This is a genomic window from Candidatus Streptomyces philanthi (genome assembly GCF_059553635.1).
The window spans coordinates 1-11,487 of the sequence record NZ_JCANQV010000193.1; the positions used below are offsets into that span (position 1 = coordinate 1).

Below are 11,487 nucleotides of genomic sequence, written 5' to 3' on the forward strand. Positions count from 1 at the left end.
CGTCCCGCAGGCGCCGCTCCTCGTCGGCCAGCCGGCGCTCCAGGTCGGCGCGGTGTTCGACGGTGTCCTCCAGGGCGCGGCTCGCGGCCTCCAGGGCGGCGGTCAGCTCGGCCTCCTGCTCGCGGATGCGGGCGGCCTCGCGTTCGAGGTCCTCGGGGTCGCGGCCGCGGCGTTCGTCCGGCGGGGCCGCGGAGGCGCTGCGGACGCGGGCCTCGGCCAGGGAGACGGTGCCGCGTACCCGTTCGGCGAGTTGCGACAATTCGTAGAAGGTCTGCTGGGCGCGGCGGACCCGCGGTGTCAGCGCCGCGACCTGCTCCTCCAGTGCCGTCTCGCGTTGCCGGGCCTCCTTGAGGGCGGTCTCGGCGGCCTCCTTGCGCTGCTTGAGGGCAGCTTCGTCGGCGATCTCGGCGCGCAGCGCCTCGCGCAGGGTGACGAGGTCGTCGGCGAGCAGCCGCAGCCGGGCGTCGCGCAGGTCGGCCTGGATGACGGCGGCGCGGCGGGCGACGGCGGCCTGCCGGCCGAGGGGTTTGAGCTGGCGCCGCAGTTCGTCGGTGAGGTCCTGCACCCGGGCGAGGTTGGCCTGCATCGCGTCCAGCTTGCGCAGCGCCTTCTCCTTGCGCTTGCGGTGCTTGAGGACGCCGGCCGCCTCCTCGATGAAGGCGCGGCGGCCCATCGGGTCGGCGTGCAGGACGGAGTCGAGCTGGCCCTGGCCGACGATGACGTGCATCTCGCGGCCGATGCCGGAGTCGCTGAGGAGTTCCTGGATGTCGAGCAGCCGGCAGGTGTCGCCGTTGATCTGGTACTCGCTGCCGCCGTTGCGGAACATCGTCCGCGTGATCGTGACCTCGGCGTACTCGATGGGGAGGGCGCCGTCGGAGTTGTCGATGGTCAGCGACACCTCGGCGCGGCCCAGCGGGAGCCGGCCGGTGGTGCCGGCGAAGATGACGTCCTCCATCTTTCCGCCGCGCAGCGACTTGGCACCCTGCTCGCCCATGACCCAGGAGAGCGCGTCGACGACATTGGACTTGCCGGAGCCGTTGGGTCCCACGACGCAGGTGATGCCGGGTTCGAAGCGGAGCGTCGTGGCGGAGGCGAAGGACTTGAAGCCTCGCAGGGTCAGACTCTTGAGGTGCACGCCGTGGGACTTTACCGGCCGGCAGTCAAGGGGCCGTCCCAACATTCCGGCGCCGGCGGGTACGGCGAGGCCCGGGGAACAGCCGGTTTCGCACAAGGTGACGCAGGGCACATCATCGGGTAAGGAATCGCCGGATCATCCGGAGCGGTCGGGGCCGTGGAGGGAACGGCCGTACGGGGAACGGGAGTCGCCCGGCCGCGGAGGGACGGCGTGGGAGGTCCGCGGGGAGGGCCGGGGCGGACAGGAGGCGGGGAAACGACGAAGGGACGCCGAAGCGTCCCTTGCAGATCCAGTGGATCGTGCGTGATGCGTTGCGGTGCCTCAAGCGGCTGGGTGCAGCCCGCCCGGCCCCTGGAATCAGGTGAGCGCGGGCTCCGCCTGGGGTACGTCGATGCCTTCGAGCATCGAGTCGTCCCGACGCGCGGCAGCCGTCAGCATGTCGTTCTCCGCCTGGATCCGGACCAGCTCGGACTCCAGATCCTGAACACGCTGCTGCAGCCGTCGCATCTCGGAGAGGACTCGCGGGTCGGAGCCGCCGACGTAGCCGAGAAGCGCCTTTGCCATGATGGATGGTCCTCCACACTGAGTGACCGACCGAAGCGGTGGTGGGTCGTGAGGGATCCGCACCCTTGGTGCTTGTCATTCGCGGGGTTCTCAATGCCAAACAGCTGAGGTGCGCGGGGATTCCAGCGTCTCACCAAAAGGTTTGAGGGTCAACACGATCACGCCCCGTATCCTCGGGCGGTCGAGAGGGCGCGGCCGTAACGGCGCTGCTCCGGTCTCTCCGGGAAGGGCCCGCGGGGCGTGGAGATCATCCGTACAGCGCAGCCTTCCACGCGTCGGCCGAGTTGGCAACCACCAGCCGAAATCTCCTTCCCGCCGCCGGGGCTGCGGCGGGTACGAAGATCACGCCGGCGGGTGCCGCGCGGCCCCGCGCCGGGGCCCTCAGCGGATCGCGAAACCGTCGTAGCCGCCGCGGGGCGTGTCCCAGATCTCGGTGACGCCGTCGACCCTGCCGGGCGTGTCGCCGGTGCGCAGCCACTCCAGCAGTTCCGCGCAGCGCTCCTTCGGCCCCTCGGCGACAACCTGGACGCGGCCGTCGCCCAGATTGACGGCGAACCCCTCCAGCCCTCCGATACGCAGGGCGTTGGCGCGGGTGAACCAGCGGAATCCGACGCCTTGCACGCGGCCGCGCACCCAGACGGTCAGACGGACATCTTCACTCATGTCCGCACGTTAACCGGCCAATTGCCCGCTGAGCACATCGACTGCCCAGGTCATGGCGTACGCTCGCCCGGCAGTCGCGCCCATCCTTTCGGGTGACGCGCGTTGACGTAAGAACGGAAGGACTCCCCCGAGATGGGTCGCCATCGACGCTCTGTCCCCCACTCGACCGGGCCGGTGGTCGCACCGCCCGGCGAAGAGCCCGCTGGTCCCTCGCGCGGACGCCGCGCGACACGCGGCCGGCGGTCCGCCCCGGTGCGCACCGGGCTGATCGGTGCCTCCGCCGCGGTGGCGATGGGCACGGTCGCCGTCGCCTCCGGGCTGCTGCCCGGCCAGGGCCGCTTCACACCGGGCCCCGGCGACGAGCAGATACGTGCCGACGCCCTCGCGGACGCCGGGCCGCAGGGCTCGCTCGCCGCCTCCCCGGACCGCACGGACACCCCCACGAGCCGCGGCGGTGGCCGCGCCAAGGCCCCCGAGACCAAGCGGCCCGTCTCCGCCGCCGCCCCCTCCACCTCGCCGTCCCCCCGCACGGAGACCACCAAGCCCCACAAGGCGGACGCCAAGGACTCCGCGCCGGCGCCCACCGCCCGCACGGGCGCCCCGTCCGCCCCGGCCGCGGATCACTCCAAGCCCTCCGCCGCTCCCCTGGCGTCCGCCCGGCGGATGAAGGCACCGGACACCGGAGGGTCCCTCCAGTCGCAGGTGCTGTCGCTCGTCAACCAGGAGCGCGCGCAGGCCGGCTGCTCCCCGGTGACCGCCGACCAGGGCCTGGCGGACCTGGCACAGCGGTTCAGCGAGGACATGGCGGCCCGCGGCTTCTTCAGCCACACCGATCCCGACGGCCGCAGCCCCTGGGACCGCGCCCGTGTGGCGGGCGTGTCCAACCTGGGCGGCGAGAACATCGCCCGCGGCCAGGCCGACGCGCGGGCGGTGATGGAGTCCTGGATGAACAGCCCGGGTCACCGCGCCAACATCCTCAACTGTGACTACAAGACCCTCGGTGTCGGTGTGCACGAGGGCCCCGGCGGCCCCTGGTGGACGCAGGACTTCGGTTTCTGACGGGACGACGTCCGGCCCGCGGCGGTGCTCAGCCGGTGCGGGCCGGACGCGGCGGCCGCTGGCAGCGGGGGCAGAAGTAGCTCGACCGGTTCATCCACGGGCGGCGCCGGATCGGGGTGCCGCAGCGGCGGCAGGGCTCGTCCTCGCGCCCATAGGCGTCCAGGGAACGTGCGAAGTACCCGGACTCGCCGTTGACGTTGACGTAGAGGCTGTCGAAGCTGGTGCCGCCGACGGCGAGCGCGGCCGTCATCACCTCCCGTACGTGGCCGAGGAGTTCGGCGGTGCGTGGGCGGGTGAGGGTGGCGGTGGGCCGGTCGTAGTGGAGCCTGCCGCGCCACAGCGCCTCGTCGGCGTAGATGTTGCCGACGCCGCTGATCAGTGACTGGTCGAGCAGGGCCCGCTTGACGGTGGTGCGGCGGCGGCGCAGCGCGTCGTGGAAGGCGGCGTCGTCGAAGGCCGGGTCGAGCGGGTCGCGGGCGATGTGCGCGATGGCATCGGGCAGCTGGTCGGGGTCGTCGGGGACGGTGTCGTGCAGCGACAGGCCGCCGAAGGTGCGCTGGTCGACGAAGCGGAGTTCGGTGCCGAGGTCGTCGGCGAAGCGGACGCGGATGCGCAGATGCTTCTCGTCGGGCGCGTCGTGGGGCTGGACCAGCAGCTGGCCGCTCATGCCGAGGTGGGCGAGGACGGCGAGACCATGGCCGAGGCCCGTGCCGATGACGGGGGCGATGCCCTCGGCGGCGGTCTGGGCGGCCGGCCCTCCACCGGTCACCGGGAGCCAGAGGTACTTGCCGCGGCGGCGGGCCCGTTCGACGCGCAGGCCGGTCAGCCGGGCCGCGAAGTCGGCCGCGCCGGCCGGGTGGCGGCGGATCGCCCGCGGGTGCAGGACCTCGACACCGTCGACCGTGCGGCCGCTGACCCAGCGCTCCAGTCCGCGGCGGACGACCTCGACCTCGGGCAGCTCGGGCACCAGGGCTCCTCGGTTCGGTGGGAAAAGACCTCTGACCCTGTCCGGACGGCGGGCGTCCGGACAGGGTCAGAGGGTGTGGTTCAGCCGGAAGCCTGCGGGCTGTCCCCGGCGGCCGGCGACGCGTCGCCGGAGGCCGGTTCCGCGGCCGCCGCGTCCGCCGCGGCGCGGATCGCGCGCCACGCGGACTCGGCCGCCTGCTGTTCGGCTTCCTTCTTGCTGCGGCCGGTGCCGGTGCCGTACGAGACACCACCGACGCGAGCGGCAGCAGTGAAGGTCTTCTCGTGGTCCGGGCCGCTCTCGCTGACCACGTACTCCGGGACACCGAGACCTTCGGTCGCGGTGAGTTCCTGGAGGCTGGTCTTCCAGTCGAGGCCGGCGCCGAGGCTGGAGGACTTCTCGATCAGCGGGTCGAAGAGCCGGTGCACCAGCTCGGCGGCCGCGTCGAGGCCCTGGTCGAGATAGACCGCGCCGATCACCGCTTCGAGCGTGTCGGCGAGGATGGATGCCTTGTCCCGTCCGCCCGTGCCCTCTTCGCCCCTGCCGAGGCGGATGAAGGCACCGAGGTCGAGGCCGCGGCCCACCTCGGCGAGTGCGCGCGAGTTGACCACCGCGGCCCGCAGCTTGGCCAGCTGGCCCTCGGGCAGGTCGGGGTGGATGCGGTACAGCGTGTCCGTGACCACCAGGCCGAGCACGGAGTCCCCGAGGAACTCCAGCCGCTCGTTGGTGGGCAGACCGCCGTTCTCGTACGCGTAGGAGCGGTGCGTCAGCGCACGCACCAGAAGGGCGGACTCAAGGTGGTACCCGAGCCGCCCTTCCAGAAGCGTGTGGGACGAGGCCGTGTCCGCCGTGGTCGCGTCCGCTCCGCGCTTGCGGGAGGACGGGGTGGCGTCTGACATGGAGCCTGTCACCAGCCGCTCAGACCGCGATGACCTGGCGCTTGTTGTAGGTGCCGCAGCTGGGGCACGCGATGTGCTGCTGCTTCGGCTCGTGGCAGCGCTCGCACGCCACCAGGGTGGGGACCGCAGCCTTCCACTGCGACCGGCGGTGGCGCGTGTTGCTGCGCGACATCTTCCGCTTCGGAACAGCCACGGCTACTTCTCCTGAGGTTCATCCCCGGCGTCGCGGGGAGCGTTGTCCATCTCGCCGTCCTGGTCGGTCACGACGAGTCCCTGCAGTGCCGCCCAACGGATGTCGACGGCGTCGTGGTGGTGGTCCGGTTCGTCCGCCAGCCGCGCTCCGCAATCGGAGCACAGGCCCGGGCAGTCGTCCTGGCACACCGGCTGCAGCGGCAGTGCGAGCACCACCGCGTCCCGCAGCACGGGTTCGAGGTCGAACAGGTCGTCCTCGACGAAGAAGGTGTCCTCCTCGTCCTCGGCGTCGCCGCCGGATTCCGCGGTGCGGGTCCGGGCGTCGGCGTCGGGGTAGGCGAACAGCTCCTGGAAATCCGCTTCGAGCTCACGCTCCAGCGGCTCCAGACACCTTACGCACTCCCCCGTCACGGTTGCACGGGCGGTACCGGTGACGAGCACCCCGTCCATGACCGATTCCAGGCGGAGAGCGAGGACGATCGGCGCCTTCTCGGGCACTCCGATGACCTCGTTGCCGAGGTCCCGGGGGGCCTCGACGGTACGGGAGAGCCGCTGGAGCGCGCCGGGACGGCGTCCCAGCTCGCGCGTGTCGAACACGAGCGGGGCACGGTGGTCGAGGCGGGCGTTGATGGCTCTTCCTGCTTTCTGTCCTGCTGAGGGGCCGCCCAGGGCCGTCTGTGGCGCACGGGCAGCACGGATCGCGGACGTACACGCGACCGAAGAGCCAGAATACTGGACGGTTCCCGATAGGCCCAATCGGCGGCCGGGCCAGGGGCCGGGAAGCGCCTCAGCGGTGGCCCTCCTCGTACCGGCGCAGCTGGTCGATGTCGATCACGCTGGTGTCGAAGAGGCTGGTCTCGTCCAGGGTGCCGGACCCGGCGCCGGTCCCGTGCCGCTGGGGGGCCGCGTACCCGGGGTCCGGGGCGTAGGAGGGCTGCTGGGGCTGCTGCTGCCAGCCGTAGGCGTAGGCGTCCTGTTGCTGGGCGTAGGGCGGCTGCGGGGCGTACTGCTGGTACCCGGTGTCCTGGGGGACGGCGCCCTGCTCGTAGTAGCCGGTCTGGGCCGGGACGGGCGGGGCGGGCGGCTGGTGCTGCTGCGGGGCGGGCGCCCCGTGCGCCGCGCCATCGTGCCCGGCGAGGCCCGCGAGGAAGCCGGTGTAGTCGGCGTCGGCCTGGGCGCGGCCTGCCTGCGGGTCCTGCTGTGCGGCGAGGTGGGCGCCGAGTTCGTCGATGGCGCGGGCGCCCTGGAGCTTGTCGCGGCCGCGGCCGACGGCCTCCAGCGTCTTGGCCAGTACGGCCTGGAAGGCACCGAACTTGGCGTCGACATAGGCGTCGGCGCGCCGGGTGAGGGTCTGGGGGTCGGCGCTGCGCTCGGGGGCGTCATGGTCCGCCAGGCCGTGCTCGTCGAGGCCGGGGCCGTGGCCGAGGAGCTTCTCGCGGCCCCGGTCGACGGAGCCGATGGTCTTGGTGAGGACGACCTCGAAGTTGGCGAGTTTGCTGTCGACGTAGTCGTCGGCCTCGGCGCGGACCTCCTCGGCCTCCCGGCGGGCCTCGGCGAGGATGCGGTCCGCCTCCTCCTGGGCCTGCCGGGCGACCTCGGTGCCGGCGGTCAGTTCGTCGCGACGGGCCTGTGCGGCGGCGATGATCCGCTCCGCCTCGGCGCGGGCCTCCTCGACGACCCGCTCGCGCCCGCCCAGTACTTCCCTCGCCTCGGCCAGGGTGCCGGGCAGCGCGCCGCGGACCTCCTCCAGCAGGGCGAGCAGTTCGGCGCGGTTGACCACGCACGACGCCGACATGGGCACGGACCGGGCGCTGCCGACGGTCTCGACGATCTCGTCGAGCTTCTTCTGCACGTCCACCTTGGGCTCGCCACTCTCTGAACGTATCGGGACGACGGAACGGCACGACTGTACGGCCGCCCGGTCCCGCTCCGACAGCTGCTGACGGGCGGTCAGCGTTGCCGTGCCCAGCACACCGTACGCGTCCCGGTGGCGGCCCGTGCCCCGGGCGTCAGTTCTGGCGCAGGCGTGCGCTGAGCGCTTCGAGGACGCAGGGCGGGACGAGGTGGGAGACGTCGCCGCCCCAGGTCGCGACCTCCTTGACGAGGCTGGAGGAGAGGAAGCTGTAGGTGGGGTTGGTGGGGACGAACAGGGTCTCCACCCCGGAGAGCCCGTTGTTCATCTGGGCCATCTGGAGTTCGTAGTCGAAGTCGCTGACGGCACGCAGTCCCTTGACGATCGCGGGGATGTCGCGCTGCTTGCAGAAGTCGACGAGCAGGCCGTGGAACGACTCGACCTCGACGTTGCCGTACTCGGCGGTGGCGCGGCGGATCAGGTCGATCCGCTCCTCCACCGTGAACAGGCCCTGCTTGGCCTTGTTGATCATTACGGCGACATGGACGACGTCGTACAGCTTGGAGGCACGGGCGATGATGTCCAGGTGCCCGTTGGTGATGGGGTCGAACGACCCCGGACAGACGGCGCGGCGCAACTCGGGTTCCTCGCTCTCCGATCCGGTCATGACACGCTTTCCGACGTCATGGCGGTGGACGTCGAGGCGGCGCGACCGTACCAGAGCGTCCCCTCGCCGTAACGACGGGCCCTGATCGCCGTGAATCCCTCCGGCCAGGCGAACGCACCGCCTCTGGTACTGCGCTCCACGGTGACCAGTGCCTCCTCCGCGCACCACCCTTGACCACGGAGTGTGAGCAGGATCTCGCCCAGTTCGGCGTCGGTGACGGCGTAGGGCGGGTCGAGGAAGACGATGTCGTACGCCTCGCCGGGCGGCGGGGACGCGATGGTCTGCTCGGCCTTGCCGGTGCGCAGTTCGGCGCCGGGCAGCCCCAGGGTGCGGATGTTGTCGCGGATGACGCGGGCGGCGCGGGGGTCGGACTCCACCAGGAGGACGTGTGCCGCGCCGCGGGAGAGGGCTTCCAGGCCGACCGCGCCGGAGCCGCCGTACAGGTCGAGCACCCGGGCGCCGGCCAGCGGTCCGTCCAGCGACTCCCAGGTGGAGAAGAGGCCCTCGCGGGCCCGGTCGGAGGTCGGGCGGGTGCCGTTGCCCGGGGGCACGGCGAGGCGGCGGCCGCCGGCCGTACCGGCGATCACGCGGGTCATGGGCCCGTCCTTACGTGGTGCGGGGTCGGTGGGGGCGCGGGTCCGGGTGGGGCTCCGCTTCCCCCAAGATATTCCGTCGGCCGCCGCCCGGCGCGGGCCCGGACGGGGGCGGGACGGTGAGTGATCTCACGCCGCGGCCGCCGTCAGCCCTTGTCGAGGTACTGCTCGCGCCCGGCGTCCAGCAGGGCGGACAGGGCGGTCCGCAGCTCCGGGTGGCGGGCCAGTTCGGGGTCGGCGGCGACCAGGGCGGTGGCCTCCTCCCGGGCGGCGGCGATGACCTCCTCGTCGTCGATGACCGCGAGCATCCGCAGCGACGAGCGGACGCCGGACTGGGCCTGGCCCAGCACATCGCCCTCGCGCCGCTGCTCCAGGTCGATACGGGAGAGCTCGAAGCCGTCGAGGGTGCCGGCGACGGCGGCGAGCCGGGCGCGGGCGGGGCTGGCCCCGGGCATGTCGGTGACGAGCAGGCACAGGCCGGCGGCGGAGCCGCGGCCGACCCGTCCGCGCAGCTGGTGCAGCTGGGAGACGCCGAAGCGGTCCGCGTCCATGATCACCATGGCGGTGGCGTTGGGGACGTTCACCCCGACCTCGACGACGGTCGTCGCGACCAGGACGTCGAGCTGCCCGGCGGCGAACCGGCGCATCACCTCGTCCTTGTCGTCCGGCGCCATCCGGCCGTGCAGCGGGGCGATCCGCAGCCCGGCGAGCGGGCCGGCGGCGAGCTGCTCGGCGACCTCCAGCACGGCGAGCGCGGGCCGCTTCTCCGCCTCGTCGGCCGGGTCCTTCCCGCCGCCCTTGGGCGTCTCGTCCTCGTCGTCGCCGATCCGGGGGCACACCACGTACGCCTGGTGGCCGGCCTCGACCTCCTCGCGGACCCGTTCCCAGGCGCGCGCCAGGAAGTGCGGCTTGTCCTTGGCGGGCACCACATGGCTGGCGATCGGCGAGCGCCCGGCGGGGAGCTGGTCGAGGACGGAGGTCTCCAGGTCGCCGAAGACGGTCATGGCGACCGTGCGCGGGATGGGGGTCGCGGTCATCACGAGGAGGTGCGGGGGCTGTGCGCCCTTGCCGCGCAGGGCGTCGCGCTGCTCGACGCCGAAGCGGTGCTGTTCGTCGACGACGACCAGACCGAGGTCGTGGAAGCGCACCTTGTCCTCGATGAGGGCGTGGGTGCCGATGACGATGCCGGCCTCGCCGGTGACGAGGTCGAGCAGGGCCTGGCGGCGGGCCGCGGCCCCCATGGAGCCGGTGAGCAGCACCACCTTCGTGCCGTGTTCGGCGCCGCCGAGCATGCCGCCCTCGGCGAGCTGCCCCATCATCTCCGTGATGGAGCGGTGGTGCTGCTGGGCGAGGACCTCGGTGGGCGCGAGCATCGCCGCCTGGCCGCCGCCGTCGACGACCGCGAGCATGGCGCGCAGCGCGACCAGGGTCTTGCCGGAGCCGACCTCGCCCTGGAGGAGGCGGTGCATGGGGTGGGCGGTGGCCAGGTCGTCGAAGATCTCCCGGCTGACCTTCTGCTGTCCCTCGGTGAGGGTGAAGGGAAGGGTGGCGTCGAACGCGTCGAGGATGCCGCCGTCGGTCAGCGGGCGGGGGACGGCGGGCAGTTGGGTGTCGGCGAGGCGGCGGCGGGCGAGCGCGGTCTGGAGGACGAACGCCTCGTCCCACTTGAGCCGGGCGCGGGCGTCGGCGATGTCGGCCTTGGTGGCGGGCCGGTGGATCTTGAGCAGGGCCTCGGGCAGCGGGACGAGGTCCCGGCCCTCGCGCAGGGCGGGCGGCAGCGGGTCGACGGCGTCGTGGGCCCGGGGCAGTACGGCGTCGACGGCCTTGGCGATCTTCCAGGACGCCATCTGCTGACAGGCCGGGTAGATCGGCAGGAGCTGCTGGGCGAACGCGTCGACGGCCTCGCTGCCGCTGTCGCGGTCGAGGAGGGCGTACTCGGGGTGGGCGAGCTGGAGCTTGCGGTGGAAGACGGAGACCTTGCCCGCGAACATCGCGCGGCGGCCCGGCAGCAGCTCCTTGTGCGGCTTGTGGACGCCCTTGCCGAAGAAGACCAGCTGGAGGCGGCCGCTGCCGTCGGTGAGGGTGACCTCCAGGCGCCGGCCGCGGCCCTGGTTGAAGGTGAGCACCCGGGCGTCGGCGACCTGGGCGACGACCGTGACGTGCTCGTCCAGCGGGAGGTCGGACAGACGGGTCAGCTCGCCGCGCTCGGCGTAGCGGCGGGGGTAGTGGTGCAGCAGGTCACCGACCGTGCGCAGGTCGAGCTGCTCGGCCAGCACCTTCGCGGTGGTGCCACCGAGGATCTTCTTCAGGGGTTCGTCGAGCGCGGCCGCTTCCTCCATGCCCCCCATTCCACACCACCCCACCGACAACGGGCCCCGGCCCGCGCCCGCGCGGCCGTCATTCCACGCCGATCAGCAGCGGCGGCGCCTGCTGCCCGCCCTCGTAGACCACGGTGTCCACGGCGAGATGGCGCTCGCGGACGTGCCGTTCCAGGCGGTCCGCGAGGCCGGCGGGGGCGCCCGCGCCCAGGACGAGGGTGACCAGTTCGCCGCCGGCCGACAGCATCCGGTCCAGGACGGCGGTCGCGGCGGACGCCAGGTCCTCGCCGATCAGTGCGACATCGCCGTCGATCATGCCGAGGACGTCGCCGGCCTGGCAGACGCCGGCCATCGTCCACGACCGGTGCTCGGCGACGGCGAGTTCGGCGTAGCGGGTGGCCCCGGCGGCGGAGGTCATCGCGACGGCGTCCTCGTCGAAGGCGCGGTCGGCGTCGTGGACGGCGAGCGCGGCGAGGCCCTGGACGGCGGCGCGGGTGGGGATGATCGCGACGCGTACGCCCTCGGTGCGGGCCTGTTCGGCGGCGGCGTCGGCGGTGTGCCGCAGGGCGGGGTCGTTGGGC

The 11,487-nt window shown here is 72.8% G+C and carries 12 protein-coding genes and 1 pseudogene; 1 reads left to right on the forward strand and 12 read right to left on the reverse strand.

Annotation, left to right across the window (positions count from 1 at the left end; translation table 11 throughout):
- From AC51EU_RS20730 to AC51EU_RS20740, 3 genes are all read right to left on the reverse strand, one after another.
- Window positions 1-1,135: chromosome segregation SMC family protein (locus tag AC51EU_RS20730; protein WP_496268507.1), on the reverse strand; the 1,135-nt coding region annotated here is incomplete at its 3' end.
- A 357-nt stretch (window positions 1,136-1,492) separates the two neighbouring features.
- Window positions 1,493-1,699, reverse strand: coding sequence for a hypothetical protein (locus tag AC51EU_RS20735; protein WP_496268508.1), 207 nt, complete (start codon window positions 1,697-1,699; stop codon window positions 1,493-1,495).
- Window positions 1,700-2,080: 381 nt separating this feature from the next.
- Window positions 2,081-2,362 carry an acylphosphatase gene (locus tag AC51EU_RS20740; RefSeq protein ID WP_496268509.1) on the reverse strand — a complete coding sequence of 94 codons (282 nt, stop codon included), beginning with the start codon at window positions 2,360-2,362 and terminating at the stop codon, window positions 2,081-2,083.
- Window positions 2,363-2,494: 132 nt separating this feature from the next.
- Here AC51EU_RS20740 and AC51EU_RS20745 point away from each other — a divergent pair, with 132 nt between their 5' ends.
- Complete coding sequence (locus AC51EU_RS20745; RefSeq protein ID WP_496268510.1) at window positions 2,495-3,421, forward strand: CAP domain-containing protein; 927 nt, start codon at window positions 2,495-2,497, stop codon at window positions 3,419-3,421.
- Between the two features lie 28 nt (window positions 3,422-3,449).
- Here the strand turns inward: AC51EU_RS20745 and mutM are convergent, their stop codons facing one another.
- The 9 genes and pseudogenes from mutM to AC51EU_RS20790 all read right to left on the reverse strand — a co-directional run.
- Window positions 3,450-4,388, reverse strand: a complete 939-nt coding sequence (mutM, locus tag AC51EU_RS20750; protein WP_496268511.1) for a bifunctional DNA-formamidopyrimidine glycosylase/DNA-(apurinic or apyrimidinic site) lyase — start codon at window positions 4,386-4,388, stop codon at window positions 3,450-3,452.
- Between the two features lie 80 nt (window positions 4,389-4,468).
- Window positions 4,469-5,284 carry a ribonuclease III gene (rnc, locus tag AC51EU_RS20755; RefSeq protein WP_496268512.1) on the reverse strand — a complete coding sequence of 272 codons (816 nt, stop codon included), beginning with the start codon at window positions 5,282-5,284 and terminating at the stop codon, window positions 4,469-4,471.
- A gap of 19 nt (window positions 5,285-5,303) precedes the next feature.
- Window positions 5,304-5,477 (reverse strand): 50S ribosomal protein L32, encoded by a 174-nt coding sequence (gene rpmF, locus AC51EU_RS20760; protein ID WP_043266291.1) that lies wholly within the window; start codon window positions 5,475-5,477, stop codon window positions 5,304-5,306.
- 2 nt (window positions 5,478-5,479) lie between these two features.
- Entirely contained in the window at window positions 5,480-6,073 is a 594-nt protein-coding gene (locus AC51EU_RS20765) for a YceD family protein (RefSeq protein WP_496268513.1), read from the reverse strand.
- Between the two features lie 190 nt (window positions 6,074-6,263).
- On the reverse strand, window positions 6,264-7,334 hold the full coding sequence (locus AC51EU_RS20770) for a cell division initiation protein (protein WP_496268516.1): 1,071 nt from the start codon (window positions 7,332-7,334) through the stop codon (window positions 6,264-6,266).
- A 151-nt stretch (window positions 7,335-7,485) separates the two neighbouring features.
- A complete protein-coding gene (gene coaD / locus AC51EU_RS20775) occupies window positions 7,486-7,965 on the reverse strand; it encodes a pantetheine-phosphate adenylyltransferase (protein ID WP_496268517.1) in 480 nt (159 codons plus the stop codon).
- A 26-nt stretch (window positions 7,966-7,991) separates the two neighbouring features.
- The gene (gene rsmD, locus AC51EU_RS20780; protein ID WP_496268514.1) at window positions 7,992-8,591 is read right to left on the reverse strand and encodes a 16S rRNA (guanine(966)-N(2))-methyltransferase RsmD; all 600 of its coding nucleotides are present in this window, start codon (window positions 8,589-8,591) and stop codon (window positions 7,992-7,994) included.
- 143 nt (window positions 8,592-8,734) lie between these two features.
- A complete protein-coding gene (gene recG, locus AC51EU_RS20785) occupies window positions 8,735-10,927 on the reverse strand; it encodes an ATP-dependent DNA helicase RecG (protein ID WP_496268515.1) in 2,193 nt (730 codons plus the stop codon).
- Between the two features lie 58 nt (window positions 10,928-10,985).
- Window positions 10,986-11,487, reverse strand: a pseudogene (locus AC51EU_RS20790) (DAK2 domain-containing protein); the annotation flags it as partial.

Coding starts and splice junctions, on each gene's coding strand:
- AC51EU_RS20740 (WP_496268509.1), bottom strand. CDS start 2,362: ATGAGTGAAGATGTCCGTCTGACCGTCTGGGTGCGCGGCCGCGTGCAA.
- rsmD (WP_496268514.1), bottom strand. CDS start 8,591: ATGACCCGCGTGATCGCCGGTACGGCCGGCGGCCGCCGCCTCGCCGTG.
- AC51EU_RS20745 (WP_496268510.1), top strand. CDS start 2,495: ATGGGTCGCCATCGACGCTCTGTCCCCCACTCGACCGGGCCGGTGGTC.
- AC51EU_RS20735 (WP_496268508.1), bottom strand. CDS start 1,699: ATGGCAAAGGCGCTTCTCGGCTACGTCGGCGGCTCCGACCCGCGAGTC.
- recG (WP_496268515.1), bottom strand. CDS start 10,927: ATGGAGGAAGCGGCCGCGCTCGACGAACCCCTGAAGAAGATCCTCGGT.
- rnc (WP_496268512.1), bottom strand. CDS start 5,284: ATGTCAGACGCCACCCCGTCCTCCCGCAAGCGCGGAGCGGACGCGACC.